The sequence below is a fragment of the Serratia sp. Res13-Sevr-LER1-36-b genome (assembly GCF_015673035.1).
GTDB lineage: Bacteria > Pseudomonadota > Gammaproteobacteria > Enterobacterales > Enterobacteriaceae > Chania > Chania fonticola_C.
Genome location: NZ_JADACK010000020.1, coordinates 14,553 through 29,328 on the forward strand (window position 1 = coordinate 14,553; position 14,776 = coordinate 29,328).

The following is a 14,776-nucleotide window of genomic DNA, read 5'->3' on the forward strand; positions in this document are numbered from 1 at the left end:
TAACGATAATCCAACCAGAGGAAATAGATGGTAAGCTTTGGAAAACCGGGTCTTTGAGATGATAGGGAGATCAAATGCAACAACTGGTCTTGGAACACTGGAGTTTTCATTCGCCAAAAATGACACGGCAAATTGTTGTTCCTGATGGCTGTCGGGATTTAATTTTTCTGACGGACAGGAATGGGCAACAGCAGATGAAGATCACTGAGATCGACACCTGTGCCTATGGCGTGGAAAGCGCTGCAGGGGACCATTATGAGGGTTTCCGGTTTCAGCCAGATTGTGTTATCGATGAGGGCAAGTTATTCCATTACCTCAACGCTTGCCGATTAACACCGGACCATCCAACATTACGGTCCATCATTCACGATACCGTGCGTGTGGATACGCAGCTTGCCGAAACATTGCAGTCGTTACGGCTTGCCAACTCTCTGACTCAGGCAAGCCAGGAGTTGGGGATCAGCGTTCGTACTCTGGAACGACTGGTGAAGAACAAAACCGGCAAGAGCCCGTTATTCTGGCTTCGTCTATTACGGATGAGAAGAACTGCATCAGTGCTAACTGCCTGCGATCGTGTCTCCCTGACAGAAATCGCACTGAACGGTGGCTATTGTGATCAATCGCACATGAACAGGGAGTTCCAACACTGGCTAGGGATCACGCCTGCTGCATTCCGTATCAGTCCCCATTGGCAACAGGCGTTTGGTGAAGGCTACGATTAAGCCATTGCAGAACAAATCTCGACGAGGTTATGCTCTGGATCTGCCACGTAGCATATCGTTTGCCCCCAGGGCATGTGCTGAATATCTTCCACCAGTACCGCACCGGCAGCCAACGCTGTTTTCAGCGCTTTCGGCACATCGTCGGTAGTGAAGGCAATTTCAAACACCGGATGATGATAATCACTTTTAGCGCTCTTTTTGCCCTGCCCAGCCAGCAACTCTCTTGAGCAAAATGACAGCCGCGTGGCACCGGTAGCCAATTCTCCCCAGTCCCCGCTTTCATGCAAACAATGGATCTCAAAGCCAAAGGCTCGATGATAGAAATCCATCGTTTTCTGCACGTTATCAACATATAAAATCGTATAGGCAAATTGCATTGCAGGCGCTCCATTCAGTGGTCAGTGGCGGTAGTTTCACAAATCCGCCTTCCCGCGTATTGGATAAAAACGACAGACGAGTTAACGAGTGTAGCCATCATCGTCAAACCGCAACGCCATTCCCCCGCACCATAAAAAAAGGGGATTACCATGACGGTAACCCCCTTATAACTATTAACTTTTGGATGCAGCGTTAGTTAACGCGGTTCAGACGCTCTTTGATACGAGCAGACTTACCAGTACGTTCACGCAGGTAGTACAGTTTGGCTTGACGAACGGCACCACGACGTTTAACAGTAATGCTGTCGATTACTGGGGAGTGAGTCTGGAATACACGCTCAACACCTTCGCCGTTGGAAATCTTACGAACAGTGAATGCAGAGTGCAGACCGCGGTTACGAATAGCGATAACCACGCCCTCGAATGCCTGCAGACGTTTTTTGGTACCTTCAACGACCCATACCTTCACTTCCACGGAATCACCCGGACGGAATGCAGGTACGTCTTGCTTCATCTGCTCTTGTTCAATTTGCTTAATAATGTTGCTCATAATATGTCTCTTACCCTAGGTAAACTGATATATCGGTCTCGTCGAGACAACGCTCAGACGTTCCCTTCATAGTCCTGTTACTTAGCCCGATGTTCCCGTTGGAACTCGGCCAGCAACACCTCTTGCTCGTCAGTCAGAGCTAGGCTTTCTAGAAGTTCAGGTCTTCTAAGCCAGGTACGGCCCAGCGACTGCTTTAAGCGCCAGCGACGTATCTCGGCATGGTTGCCCGACAGTAAAACTGGCGGAACCTCCATCCCTTCTAACACCTCCGGGCGGGTATAGTGCGGGCAGTCCAGCAATCCCTCAGCGAAAGAATCTTCTTCTGCCGAAGCCTGATGGCCCAGAACACCCGGTATAAAGCGGGCGACCGAATCGATCAGGGTCATTGCCGGTAGTTCACCGCCGCTGAGAACGTAATCGCCGATTGACCATTCTTCGTCAATTTCGGTTTGGATCACGCGCTCGTCTATCCCTTCGTAACGGCCACACACCAGGATCATCTTCTGGTTAGCCGCCAGTTCGCGCACACCGGTTTGATCCAGCTTGCGCCCCTGAGGTGACAGATAAATCACCTTTGCTCCCTCGCCTGCCGCTGCTTTTGCTGCATGAATAGCTTCCCGCAAGGGTTGCACCATCATCAGCATTCCCGGGCCGCCGCCATAAGGGCGATCGTCCACGGTACGATGCCGGTCGTAGGTGAAGTCACGCGGACTCCAACACTGCACGCTCAGCAGGCCATTTTTTACTGCCCGGCTAGTTACCCCGTAATCGGTGATTGCGCGAAACATCTCAGGAAACAGGCTTACGATACCAATGAACACCAGCCAATCCCCATTTTGTTATTCCACTTGCTTCGACCATTAAATCCGGAGGTCAAAAACCAGGATCCCACTCAGCCTCGATAATCTTGGCGGCGAGATCGACTTTCTTGATAACCTGCCCATGAAGAAACGGGACCAACCGCTCCTTCATACCGAATGCATCTTTCAGGTTTGCCCGCACGACCATTACGTCGTTAGAACCGGTTTCCATCATATCGATGACTTTACCCAGTTCGTATCCGGAAGTGGTGACTACCTGGCAGCCCATAAGGTCTTTCCAGTAGTAATCATCGCCTTCCAGCGGAGGCAACTGCTCGGAATCTACGACAATCTCGCAATTGGTCAGTAAATTCGCAGCATCCCGATCGTCAATGCCTTTGACCTTGATGATCAGATCCTGACTGTGGCGTTTCCAGTCTTCCAACTCGACAAACTGCCACTGACCAGAGCGCTGGATTAACCAGGGCTGATAGTCAAATATGCTTTCGGCGTTCTCGGTGGATGAAAACACTCTGAGCCAACCACGGATGCCGTAAGTAGACCCCATCTTACCGAGTACAATCGGCTGCTTAGGTGCTACCGGTTTGAGTTGCTTGCTCATTGCCACCACCGCGACAGATTAAGCTGCTTTCTTAGCGTCTTTGATCAGCGCGTGAACGCGATCAGAAACGGTAGCACCCAGACCAACCCAGTGCTCAATGCGATCCAGGTCCAGACGCAGTGCTTCAGCCTGACCAGATGCGATTGGGTTGAAGAAACCTACACGCTCGATGAAACGACCATCACGAGCATTGCGGCTGTCGGTCACTACTACTTGATAGAACGGACGCTTTTTAGCGCCGCCACGTGCCAAACGAATTGTTACCATAACATCCTCTTTAGTTAATAAAACAGCCGGGCCCCATTGAGGGACGGGGCCCGGTTGCAATATAAAAAGCCCGAAAATTTTACTCATTTTGGCGCAAAAAGCAATCTAAAGCGTAGATTGCCGGTAATTCGTTTTTGCACCATCACACTCTCGGACAGGTTTTACCGTGATCGGTAAATCGGCAAACCCGCCACAGCCTTGCTGCGGCGTGGTTTTAACGGCCTGGGAAGCCCGGCGGCATCATACCTTTCATGCCGCGCATCATCTTCGCCATTCCGCCTTTTTTCATCTTTTTCATCATGCGCTGCATATCGTCGAATTGTTTTAACAACCGATTAACATCCTGCACCTGCATGCCGGAGCCCATTGCAATACGACGTTTGCGTGAACCCTTGATAATTTCCGGCTTGGCACGCTCTTTCAGCGTCATTGAGTTAATGATCGCCTCCATTCGTACCAGCACTTTGTCATCCATCTGCGATTTGACGTTGTCTGGCAGTTGGCCAGCGCCCGGCAGTTTGCTCAGCATGCTGGCCATACCGCCCATATTACGCATCTGCTTAAGCTGGTCGAGGAAGTCGGTCAGATCGAAACCGTCGCCCTTTTTCAGCTTGCTAGCCAGTTTTTCCGCCTGGGCGCGGTCAACCTTGCTCTCGATATCTTCGATCAGCGACAGCACGTCGCCCATGCCGAGAATACGTGAGGCCACGCGATCCGGATGGAATGGCTCCAGCGCGTCGGTTTTCTCACCCACACCGAGGAATTTGATCGGTTTGCCAGTAATGTGGCGAATAGACAACGCCGCACCGCCGCGCGCATCACCATCGACCTTGGTCAACACTACGCCGGTCAACGGCAGCGCTTCGTTAAAGGCCTTGGCGGTGTTGGCCGCATCCTGGCCGGTCATGGCGTCGACCACAAACAGGGTTTCCACCGGCTTGATCGCCGCATGTACCTGTTTGATTTCGTCCATCATCGCTTCATCTACGTGCAAGCGGCCCGCGGTATCGACGATCAGCACGTCGTAGAACTTCAGCTTGGCCTGTTGCAGCGCACGGTTAACGATGTCGATCGGTTTTTCTTTAACGTCCGACGGGAAGAAGTCGATGCCGACGCCTTCCGCCAGGGTTTCCAACTGCCGGATCGCCGCAGGGCGATACACGTCGGCAGAAACCACCAAGACTTTTTTCTTCTGCTTTTCTTTCAGGAACTTGCCGAGCTTGGCCACGCTGGTGGTTTTACCCGCACCTTGCAGGCCCGCCATCAGCACCACCGCCGGTGGCTGCGCCGCCAGGTTCAGCTCGGTGTTCACTTCGCCCATCGCGGCAATCAGCTCGCTCTTGACGATTTTGACGAATTCCTGGCCCGGCGTCAGGCTTTTGTTAACTTCATGCCCAACCGCGCTCTCTTTCACACGGTTGATGAAGTCACGCACGACCGGCAGCGCAACGTCCGCTTCCAGCAATGCCATACGCACTTCACGCAGGGTTTCTTTAATGTTCTCTTCGGTCAGCCGCCCGCGGCCGCTGATATTGCGCAGGGTGCGCGACAATCGATCGGTTAAATTTTCAAACATCGTCTCATGCTCAACGTAAGAGTCAGGCCGCAGTGGCGACACAATTGCGGCGATTATAACACGTTGCTACAACGATCTCTGCCTCAGCGTTGGAGATTGGTTGGAGTAGGGGCCGCTCAACGTTATACTGGCATTCCAATTAACCATGCCGATGCTAAATAACGCTATGCCAGTATTCTCTCTTGTGGCTTTGATGGCCTACCTGCTCAGCCTTGGACTGATCATTCCCAGTTTGTTGCGGAAGAATAGCGCATACCGTCGGCTGGCGCTGGTCTCGGCCGTGGTGGCGCTGGTCTGCCATGCCATTGCCCTTCAGCAGCGCATTTTTGACGTCAGCGCCGGGCAAAATCTCAGCCTGCTAAACATCGGCTCCATCGTTGGCCTGATTATCTGTTCGGTGATGACCTACGTCGCCTCCCGCGATCGCGGCTGGTTTCTGCTGCCGATCGTCTACAGCTTTGCAATGATTAACCTGGCGTTTGCCAGCTTTCTGCCTGGGGAGTTTATCACCCATCTGGAAGCCAGCCCGGAACTGATGGTGCATATCGGCCTGGCGCTGTTCTCTTACTCCACTCTGATTATTGCCACGCTGTACGCCCTGCAACTCGCCTGGCTTGATTACCTGCTGAAACATAAAAAACTCAGTTTCAGTGCCGATATGCCGCCGCTGATGAGTATTGAGCGTAAGATGTTTCATATCACCCAGATCGGTGTGGTGCTGCTGACGCTGACGCTGTGTACCGGCCTGCTGTATATGGACAACCTGTTTAGCAAAGAGAACGTGCATAAGGCCGTGCTGTCCATCATGGCGTGGTTTGTTTATATCGTGCTGCTGTGGGGCCATTATCACGAGGGCTGGCGTGGCCGCCGCGTGGTCTGGTTCAGCTTTGCCGGCTCTTTTCTGCTTACCATGGCCTACTTCGGGAGCCGCCTGCTCCAGGAACTGATGATGGTGCGCTAAGTCTGGCCTGGCGCTCCATCGCCCCGCCGAGGCACTCTTCTCCCCCAACATAAGGAATACCGCGTTGGAGCACGTTTCGACAGAGACCCTCATTTTCATTTTGGTGATTATGGTCGTGGTCTCCGCTTATTTTTCAGCATCCGAAACCGGCATGATGACGCTCAACCGCTATCGTCTGCGCCACCTGTCCAAACAAGGCAACCGCGCCGCACGCCGGGTAGAAAAGCTGCTGCAAAAGCCTGACCGCCTGATTGGCCTGGTGCTGATTGGCAACAACCTGGTCAATATCCTGGCCTCTGCGCTGGGGACCATCGTCGGGATGCGCCTGTATGGCGATATTGGTGTGGCAATCGCCACCGGGGTGCTGACCTTTGTCGTGCTGCTGTTCGCCGAAGTGTTACCCAAAACCTTTGCCGCTCTCTATCCTGAACGAATTGCCTTCCCTAGCAGCTTCCTGCTGGCCCCGCTGCAAAAAGTCATGTTCCCACTGGTGTGGCTGCTCAATGGCATTACCACCCTGGTGCTGCGGATTTTCGGCATTCGCACCAACGTACGTATCAGCGGCGCGTTGAGCAAAGAGGAGCTGCGCACCATTGTAAACGAGTCCCAGTCGAAGATTTCGCGCCGTAATCAGGACATGCTGATTTCTGTGCTGGATCTGGAGAAGGTGACGGTGGAAGACATCATGGTGCCGCGCAATGAGATCGTCGGGATTGATATCAACGACGACTGGAAATCGATCATGCGCCAGCTGACACACTCCCCACATGGCCGCATCGTGTTGTACCGCGATTCACTGGACGACTCCATCAGCATGCTGCGCGTACGCGAAGCCTACCGGCTGATGACCGAGAAAAAAGAGTTCAACAAAGAGAACCTGCTGCGGGCGGCCGATGAGATCTACTACGTGCCAGAGGGCACGCCACTCAACGTTCAACTGGTGAAATTCCAGCGTAACAAAGAGAAGGTCGGCATCGTGGTCGATGAGTATGGTGATATCCAGGGGCTGGTGACGGTTGAGGATATCCTCGAAGAAATCGTCGGCGACTTCACCACCTCAATGTCACCTACGCTGGCGGAGGAAGTCAATCCACAGAGCGATGGCTCGGTACTGATCGACGGCAGTGCCAACGTGCGTGAGCTGAACAAGGCCTTCAACTGGACGCTGCCAGCCACCGAGGCCAGAACCATCAACGGCATGCTGCTTGAAGAGCTGGAAGAGATCCCCAGCATCGGGACCAGGGTGCGCATCAGCCACTATGATATTGATATCCTCGACGTGCAGGACAATATGATCAAGCAGGTGCGCGTCACGCCGATAAAATCCTTACAGGCCAGCGTGCAGAACCACTAGATACAAGCCAAAGAAAAAGACGCTTTCGCGTCTTTTTTTCACTGCGTTTTTGCACCGAATCTAGATGTGCAACTCTTGCAGCTTATCTTTCGGCAGCGCCAGCTCTTCGTTATGGTTCACTACCACGCCGTGCTCAAGAATATGCTTGGCAATTTCCTGCGCCTCTTCCAGCGAGTGCATATGGTAGGTACCGCATTGGAACTCATTGAGTTCAGGGATCTTGCGCTGGTCAGTCACCTTCAAGACGTCAGCCATCGCGGCTTGCCAGGCATCGGCCACGCGCTGCTCTTCCGGTACGCCAATCAGGCTCATATAAAAACCAGTACGGCAGCCCATTGGCGAGATATCGATGATCTCCACGCCGTTGCCGTTCAGATGGTCGCGCATGAAGCCAGCGAACAGATGTTCCAAGGTATGGATCCCACGCTCTGGCATCACTTCCAGATTTGGGCGACAGAAACGCAGATCGAATACGGTGATGGTATCCCCATGAGGGGTTTGCATGGTTTTAGCAACGCGGACAGCCGGCGCCGCCATGCGAGTATGATCTACGGTAAAGCTATCCAGCAGTGGCATGTCATCACCTCTTGGTAAAATGAATTTATTTCGAAACTTTTTTCGTACCGATGAAACCTTTTCCAACCCTGCGGGTCTTAATCTATGAAAGACGCGCATTTGTTATCATCATCACTGTTTTCAGAGATGTGTATTTGGCCACAGTGATGTGGCCTTTTTCTTTTTCAGCCCCCGCCGTTTTCCTTCAGGAACTGTTCAAAGCTTAGCGTATCACTGGCTTCTATGTCGCGCTGGCGCTGCCACGAGGCTTGCTGCTCCTGAGCGAGTTGCTCTTCGGTCAGCAGCTCCAACGGCTCCGCAATCAGCATTTTGCGATATTTTTCCGCCAGTTCCAGGCCAACGTTACCGGTGCCTTGCGCTTTCATTTCCTTGAGGATACGGGCCGAGAACGTCAGCTCCGGATCGTCAAACGCCGCCACCAGTTGTTCACACACCTGCTGATATTGTCGATCGCCCGCTTCGCTATCCAACACTTCGGCCACGCGCTTCAGATCGCCAAACAGCGCTTTGCCGACTTTATCCAACGGTTCACGAGTATCGTTACAGCCGATGCCAATGGTTTGGCCTGGTTTACGCCCTTCCAGGATCACCCGGTTCCAGTTTTTACGAGTGCATAGCAACTCATCGCTGCTCATTTCTGGCGCATCCGCCAATACGCACCACACCAGGAACAGATCCAGGAAACGCGCCTGCACCGCATCCACACCGATTGGCGAGAATGGGTTGATGTCCAGCGAGCGCACCTCGATATATTCGATACCGCCGCGTAACAGCGCATCTGACGGTGTCTCACCGCTGTGGGTGACGCGTTTTGGCCGGATCGGGGCATAGAGTTCGTTTTCGATCTGCAACACGTTGCTGTTAAGTTGCAGATAACGATCGCCCTCTTTCACTCCCAGCTTGGCATAGTCTTCTGAAGGCGTCGCAATAGCGCGTTTCAGACCTTGCACATAGGTTTGCAGATCGTTAAAGGTAATGCCCAGATTGCTCTGCGACTTATTGGTATAGCCCAGATCGCTCAGGCGCAGCGAGGTGGCATAAGGCAAATAGCACATGCCCCGTTCATTGCGCTCAAACGGCAAATCGGTTTCCCGGCCTTTGAGGAACGAGGAACAGATGGCTGGCGATGCCCCGAACAGATATGGGATCACCCAACCAAAGCGGTAGTAGTTGCGGATCAGGCGGAAATATCCCGCAGAGATCTGCTCTTTGCCACTCTCTTCATCCTCAACGCCAGCCCACGCCTGCCAAAACTCCAGCGGCAGAGAGAAGTTGTAGTGCACCCCGGAAATGGTTTGCATCAACGCGCCGTAGCGGTTCTTCAACCCTTCACGGTACAGCGTTTTCATCCGGCCAATGTTGGAGGTGCCAAATTGCGCCAGTTCGATATCCTGCTCGGCGTTGATAAAGCACGGCATGCTCAACGGCCACATGCGCTCATCACCCAGATTGCGCGCCACGTGACGATGGATATCGCGCAGGAACGTCAGCAAGTGATCGAGGTCATCATCAACCGGTGTAATAAATTCTAGCAGCGCCTCGGCAAAGTCCGTGGTGATCCAATGGTGCGTTAATGCCGCCCCCAGTTGTTCTGGATGACCCGTACTGGCAAGCGTGCCATCCGCGGTTACCCGCAGTGTTTCACGCTCAATACCGCGCCGGATCCCTTTTAATGCATGAGGGTGGGCTTCCAACCAAGAAAGCGCCTGTGATACGTCCGGGATCAAATTGACCTCCCGCTTCTAAAAACGATAGCTGTAAGCATACTGAATCCGCTCCCTAGAGAATATTGAGTTATATTCACTTGGTTAATGCCACCAGGCGATACCCTGCAGCGTAATCATCGTCAAGATGATGTAACGCAACGCTTTTCCGATACACAGAAACAGCGTAACGGCGCCCCATGGCATGCGCAGCCAGCCTGCCAACACGCACAATAAATCGCCCACAACCGGCACCCAACTGAGCAACAGCGCAGCCGGGCCAAAGCGTTGTAACCAACCAAGAGCCGTTTCCAGCCCGCGTTGTGGTTTCAACGCCGGTAACAGGCGCCCGATAATGACGTTGGTCAACCCACCCAGGGTATTTCCCAACGTTGCAGCCAGCACCAGTAAACCTGGTGAAGCGCTGCTGTTGGTCAACAACGCAACCAACACGATCTCTGAATTGCCAGGCAACAGCGTCGCACTAAGGAAGCTGCTGCCAAACAGCGACATGACCGCCAGCGTACTACTCACAGCGTGCGAACGTCTACCACAGCCATATTGGCGCTTCTGGCGGCCTGAATGCCGAAATCGGCATCTTCAAACACCACGCAGTGTTCAGGAGGTACGCCGATCAACTCCGCACAGCGCAGGAAGGTATCCGGCTCCGGCTTGTGGCGTTGAACATCATCAGCCCCGACGATGGCATCAAAGCAGTCGAGCAGCCCTAAATGACGCAGCAACATCTCCGCCATCCGGTGCTCACTGCCCGTCCCTACCGCCATGGGACGGCGGCCATGATAAGACTTCACCACCTCAATCAGCGGTAACGGACGCACCGTGTCTAATAGCATGCTTTCTACCGCGCGGGTTTTCTCGGCGGCCAGCTGATGAGGATCGAGATCGGCCTGATGTGCGGCAATCACCGCCTGAGCAATGCGCCAGGTAGGTGAGCCGTTCAGCCCTGTCATGGCGGCCGCATCAAACTTCATTCCGTAACGTGCCAACACCTCGTGCCACGCCTTGAGATGCGTCGGCTCGGTGTCCAGAATGGTACCGTCCATGTCGAAGATCAGACCCTGATAGCGATCGTACATCGTGACTCCATGACCATTGAGCAAAGAAAGCTACTTTAGCGTAAAGCCGGAAGGTTGTCGCTGCCAGAGCATGACGGAAAATGCGGTGTAGAAGAGAGCTTATAAGAAGCAAAGACGGAAGTTGGAAAGCAGAAAACGAAAAACCCGCCGAAGCGGGTTTCTCTATAAAATGGTGCATCCAGGAGGACTATTCAGCGCAATCCTGCGCTTCGCCCGTTGCAGTGCAACGTTTTCCTTCCTACTGCTACCTTCCATATTGTCTCTATCTACAAATTAGCGTTTGCGATAAGTACATTATAATATGGTGCATCCAGGAGGATTCGAACCTCCGACCGCTCGGTTCGTAGCCGAGTACTCTATCCAGCTGAGCTATGGATGCAGTTTTATTTTTTAGCGATGGGTTTCGTTCCGTGAAACTTCACTTGAAGAATGGTGCATCCAGGAGGATTCGAACCTCCGACCGCTCGGTTCGTAGCCGAGTACTCTATCCAGCTGAGCTATGGATGCACAGGAATTCTTTTTTGATACCGTATGGTATGTCGTTACTACCCCACCATACTGCAAAATATGGTGCATCCAGGAGGATTCGAACCTCCGACCGCTCGGTTCGTAGCCGAGTACTCTATCCAGCTGAGCTATGGATGCAAATGGCGGTGAGGCGGGGATTCGAACCCCGGATGCAGCTTTTGACCGCATACTCCCTTAGCAGGGGAGCGCCTTCAGCCTCTCGGCCACCTCACCAGTACGCTTCTTGCGAATCGTGCCTAACTTGCTTTAGAGAAGCTCATCGGCACTGCGTGGCGCACATATTACTTTCGTGGGTTTATAAGTCAAACAATTTTTCCCAACTCTTGCGCGTTTGCACAAATCACAGGCAACATGGGTGATTTCGCGGCAAAAAGAGTGCTTTATCAACAAGAAAATGCCGTGCTACCGCGGATAAGAGTTTGATCGCAGGAGAAAGATTATTGGCAAAAAAGTGGGGGAGATGACAACAAGTGTGAAAAGAAGGAGGAAAGCGGGTCAAGAAAAGCAAGAAGCGTCTCGTTATAAAACGAGACGCTACTTAGAAATCAGTAAGTCGTCTGTTGAGACTTCTCGGCCTGGATGCGCTGGTAGATTTCTTCGCGGTGAACAGACACCTCTTTGGGGGCATTCACACCAATACGAACTTGGTTGCCTTTAACCCCTAGCACTGTGACCGTAACCTCATCGCCAATCATGAGGGTTTCACCAACTCGACGAGTCAGAATTAACATTCTTTGCTCCTTGAAAGATTAAAAGAGTCGGGTCTCTCAGTTTCCCCGCCATTATCCATTATATGCAGTGAAAACGTAAGTCAAGAACCCACAATAAATGTAAGCAGACTTGGTGTCACTCCAGATTAAGAATAAGTTTAGCCGACCTGGAAAACTTTGTTCCCGCAATTGTCACTACATTGTGTTAGCACAGTCTAAAAACGCCATAAGCCACAGTGGCTTACGGCGTCAGTAACGCGCCTATTTATTTATATTCACAGTTTCGCGGCCACCCAGGCCTCTACGCTGTTTAATGCCGCAGGCAAGGCGCTGGCATCACTGCCCCCAGCCATTGCCATATCAGGGCGTCCACCGCCCTTGCCGCCAACCTGCTGTGCGATGTTGCCGATCAGCTCGCCGGCCTTAACCCGGTCGGTCAGATCTTTGGTAACACCCGCAATCAGGCTGACTTTGCCTTCTTCCACCGTGGCCAACACGATGATCGCAGAACCCAGCTGATTTTTAAGATCGTCAACCATGGTACGCATGATCTTCGGCTCTACGTTATCCAACTGACTGACCAACAGCTTCACGCCATTGACCAGTTTGGCTTGACTCGACAGTGAAGCACTTTCCTGCGCAGCTTGCTGGTCTTTCAGCTGTTGCAGTTCTTTTTCCAGCGCACGAGTGCGATCGAGCACCGCACGCACCTTATCACTCAGGTTATTGCTGTCACCCTTCACCAGGTGAGCAACATCCTGTAACAAGTCACTCTGTTGATGCAAGGTCGCTATCGCCCCTTCACCCGTCACAGCTTCAATACGACGGATACCGGCTGCGGTACCAGACTCACTTTGGATGCGGAACAGGCCGATGTCACCGGTACGGTTGGCATGCGTACCGCCACACAGTTCGGTAGAGAAATCGCCCATAGTCAAAACACGCACGTGGTCATCGTACTTCTCGCCAAACAGTGCCATCGCGCCCTTCTCTTTGGCATCATCCAACGCCATCACTTCGGTCTGCACCGACAGGTTACGACGGATCTGCTGGTTAACCAAATCTTCTACCGCGCGGATTTGTTCTGGTTTCATCGCTTCGGAGTGCGAGAAGTCAAAACGCAGGTACTTGTCGTTAACCAACGAGCCTTTTTGCGCTACGTGCTCCCCCAGGATCTGGCGCAATGCCGCATGCAGCAGGTGAGTAGCGGAGTGGTTCAGGCGGATACGGTTACGGCGTTCGCTGTCGATCACCGCATCAACGCGGTCATTCAGCTTCAGCGAACCGCTAGCCAGCTTGCCCAGGTGACCGATAGCCTGGCCATATTTCTGCGCATCGCTCACTACGAATTCACTACCGGCCGCTTTCAGCACGCCTTTATCGCCAACCTGGCCACCCGATTCGCCATAGAATGGCGTTTCGTCCAACACCACCACGGCCTCTTCACCCGCATGGATCTCATCCACCGGCTGACCATCACGGAACAGAGCGGTCACTTTCGCCTGTTGCTCTTCGCGATCGTAACCATTGAACTGGCTTGCGCCGTCAACACGGATCAGGCTGTTGTAGTCCGCGCCAAAACCGCTGGACTCACGCGCACGGCGGCGTTGAGCCTCCATCGCCAGCTCAAAGCCTTGCTCATCAACCTTAAGGCCACGCTCACGGCAGACGTCGGCGGTCAGATCCACCGGGAAACCGTAGGTATCATACAAACGGAATGCCGTTTCGCCATCCAGGGTATCGCCCTGCAGCTTGGCCAGTTCGTCATCCAGCAGCGCCAAACCGCGCTCCAGCGTACGAGCAAACTGTTCTTCTTCGGATTTCAGTACCTGCTCAACCTGTGCCTGCTGACGTTTCAGTTCTTCGGCAGCCGGGCCCATCACTTCGATCAACGGAGCAACCAGCTTGTAGAAGAAGGTATCCTTCGCGCCCAACATGTTGCCATGACGGATCGCGCGGCGAATGATACGGCGCAGCACGTAGCCACGGTTTTCATTCGACGGGATCACACCATCGGCGATCAGGAAAGCACAAGAACGGATATGGTCCGCAATCACGCGCAGCGACTTGTTACCCATATCGGTTGCGCCGGTCAGTTTAGCGACGGCGGCAATCAGAGTGGTGAACAGATCGATTTCGTAGTTGGAATTGACATGTTGCAGCACCGCAGCGATACGCTCGAGGCCCATACCGGTATCCACCGAAGGCTTCGGCAACGGCAGCATGGTGCCATCAGACTGGCGGTTGAACTGCATGAACACGATGTTCCAGATCTCGATATAGCGATCGCCATCTTCTTCCGGGCTACCCGGAGGGCCACCCCAGATATGGTCACCGTGATCGAAGAAGATCTCGGTGCACGGGCCGCATGGGCCGGTGTCGCCCATCTGCCAGAAGTTATCGGAAGCAAAGGCCGCGCCTTTGTTATCGCCGATGCGGATGATACGTTCCGCAGGCACGCCAATCTGCTTCTGCCAGATGTCGAAAGCTTCGTCATCGGTTTCATAGACGGTGACCCACAGCTTTTCTTTCGGTAGGTTAAACCAGTTTTCACCGGTCAGTAGTTCCCACGCGTAGCTGATGGCATCGTGCTTGAAATAGTCACCGAAGCTAAAGTTGCCCAACATTTCAAAGAAAGTATGGTGACGGGCGGTATAGCCGACGTTCTCCAGGTCGTTGTGCTTGCCACCGGCACGCACGCAACGTTGTGAAGTGGTGGCACGCGAGTAGGCGCGCTTGTCCAGCCCCAGGAAAACGTCTTTAAATTGGTTCATGCCGGCATTGGTAAACAGCAATGTCGGATCATTGTTAGGTACCAGGGAGCTGCTTGCTACAACCTGGTGGCCTTTACTATGAAAGAAATCGAGAAACGCTTGACGGATCTCAGCGGTGCTCTTGCTCATAATTTTCCCGGAAAGACTAGAATAACGATG

15 protein-coding genes and 4 tRNA genes are annotated in these 14,776 nt (G+C 53.2%); 3 read left to right on the top strand and 16 right to left on the bottom strand.

The features are described 5' to 3' along the window. Nucleotides 1-74 precede the first annotated feature (74 nt). Nucleotides 75-722: a helix-turn-helix domain-containing protein gene (locus IMQ33_RS14320; protein ID WP_186530927.1), complete on the top strand. Its 648-nt coding sequence runs from the start codon at nucleotides 75-77 to the stop codon at nucleotides 720-722. Here IMQ33_RS14320 and IMQ33_RS14325 read toward each other — a convergent pair. From IMQ33_RS14325 to ffh, 6 genes are all read right to left on the bottom strand, one after another. After that, complete coding sequence (locus IMQ33_RS14325; protein ID WP_065686945.1) at nucleotides 719-1,099, bottom strand: VOC family protein; 381 nt, start codon at nucleotides 1,097-1,099, stop codon at nucleotides 719-721. The two genes, IMQ33_RS14320 and IMQ33_RS14325, sit on opposite strands and share 4 nt — an antisense overlap. A 193-nt stretch (nucleotides 1,100-1,292) precedes the next feature. Further along, the gene (gene rplS / locus IMQ33_RS14330) at nucleotides 1,293-1,649 is read right to left on the bottom strand and encodes a 50S ribosomal protein L19 (protein WP_024485183.1); all 357 of its coding nucleotides are present in this window, start codon (nucleotides 1,647-1,649) and stop codon (nucleotides 1,293-1,295) included. Nucleotides 1,650-1,726: 77 nt separating this feature from the next. Further along, nucleotides 1,727-2,470 (bottom strand): tRNA (guanosine(37)-N1)-methyltransferase TrmD, encoded by a 744-nt coding sequence (gene trmD, locus IMQ33_RS14335; protein WP_021182185.1) that lies wholly within the window; start codon nucleotides 2,468-2,470, stop codon nucleotides 1,727-1,729. Nucleotides 2,471-2,522: 52 nt separating this feature from the next. After that, a complete protein-coding gene (gene rimM / locus IMQ33_RS14340) occupies nucleotides 2,523-3,071 on the bottom strand; it encodes a ribosome maturation factor RimM (protein WP_021182184.1) in 549 nt (182 codons plus the stop codon). A gap of 18 nt (nucleotides 3,072-3,089) precedes the next feature. Continuing rightward, on the bottom strand, nucleotides 3,090-3,338 hold the full coding sequence (rpsP, locus tag IMQ33_RS14345) for a 30S ribosomal protein S16 (RefSeq protein ID WP_004932501.1): 249 nt from the start codon (nucleotides 3,336-3,338) through the stop codon (nucleotides 3,090-3,092). Nucleotides 3,339-3,552: 214 nt separating this feature from the next. Then, the gene (gene ffh / locus IMQ33_RS14350) at nucleotides 3,553-4,914 is read right to left on the bottom strand and encodes a signal recognition particle protein (protein ID WP_021182183.1); all 1,362 of its coding nucleotides are present in this window, start codon (nucleotides 4,912-4,914) and stop codon (nucleotides 3,553-3,555) included. A 166-nt stretch (nucleotides 4,915-5,080) separates the two neighbouring features. On the opposite strand from ffh, the gene IMQ33_RS14355 reads away from it, so the two are divergent. Beyond that, nucleotides 5,081-5,875 (top strand): inner membrane protein YpjD, encoded by a 795-nt coding sequence (locus IMQ33_RS14355; protein ID WP_024530732.1) that lies wholly within the window; start codon nucleotides 5,081-5,083, stop codon nucleotides 5,873-5,875. Nucleotides 5,876-5,939: 64 nt separating this feature from the next. Beyond that, a complete protein-coding gene (locus tag IMQ33_RS14360) occupies nucleotides 5,940-7,229 on the top strand; it encodes an HlyC/CorC family transporter (RefSeq protein ID WP_065686946.1) in 1,290 nt (429 codons plus the stop codon). A gap of 60 nt (nucleotides 7,230-7,289) precedes the next feature. On the opposite strand, the gene luxS is transcribed toward IMQ33_RS14360, so the two are convergent. The 10 genes from luxS to alaS form a co-directional block, all read right to left on the bottom strand. Then, nucleotides 7,290-7,805 carry an S-ribosylhomocysteine lyase gene (gene luxS, locus IMQ33_RS14365; protein WP_021182180.1) on the bottom strand — a complete coding sequence of 172 codons (516 nt, stop codon included), beginning with the start codon at nucleotides 7,803-7,805 and terminating at the stop codon, nucleotides 7,290-7,292. Between the two features lie 164 nt (nucleotides 7,806-7,969). Beyond that, entirely contained in the window at nucleotides 7,970-9,532 is a 1,563-nt protein-coding gene (gshA, locus tag IMQ33_RS14370) for a glutamate--cysteine ligase (RefSeq protein ID WP_065686947.1), read from the bottom strand. A gap of 81 nt (nucleotides 9,533-9,613) precedes the next feature. After that, nucleotides 9,614-10,042, bottom strand: a complete 429-nt coding sequence (locus IMQ33_RS14375) for a YqaA family protein (RefSeq protein WP_024530730.1) — start codon at nucleotides 10,040-10,042, stop codon at nucleotides 9,614-9,616. Then, the gene (yqaB, locus tag IMQ33_RS14380) at nucleotides 10,039-10,605 is read right to left on the bottom strand and encodes a fructose-1-phosphate/6-phosphogluconate phosphatase (RefSeq protein ID WP_065686948.1); all 567 of its coding nucleotides are present in this window, start codon (nucleotides 10,603-10,605) and stop codon (nucleotides 10,039-10,041) included. Before yqaB ends, IMQ33_RS14375 begins: the two co-directional genes overlap by 4 nt. A 302-nt stretch (nucleotides 10,606-10,907) precedes the next feature. Further along, a tRNA-Arg gene (locus tag IMQ33_RS14385) sits at nucleotides 10,908-10,984 on the bottom strand. A 51-nt stretch (nucleotides 10,985-11,035) separates the two neighbouring features. Then, nucleotides 11,036-11,112: transfer RNA gene (locus IMQ33_RS14390), tRNA-Arg, on the bottom strand. A gap of 61 nt (nucleotides 11,113-11,173) precedes the next feature. Further along, nucleotides 11,174-11,250, bottom strand: a tRNA-Arg gene (locus IMQ33_RS14395). 3 nt (nucleotides 11,251-11,253) lie between these two features. Continuing rightward, nucleotides 11,254-11,346 (bottom strand) — tRNA-Ser (locus IMQ33_RS14400). A gap of 332 nt (nucleotides 11,347-11,678) precedes the next feature. After that, on the bottom strand, nucleotides 11,679-11,864 hold the full coding sequence (csrA, locus tag IMQ33_RS14405) for a carbon storage regulator CsrA (protein ID WP_004091602.1): 186 nt from the start codon (nucleotides 11,862-11,864) through the stop codon (nucleotides 11,679-11,681). Between the two features lie 254 nt (nucleotides 11,865-12,118). Beyond that, nucleotides 12,119-14,746 (bottom strand): alanine--tRNA ligase, encoded by a 2,628-nt coding sequence (alaS, locus tag IMQ33_RS14410; protein WP_065686949.1) that lies wholly within the window; start codon nucleotides 14,744-14,746, stop codon nucleotides 12,119-12,121. Nucleotides 14,747-14,776 lie beyond the last annotated feature (30 nt).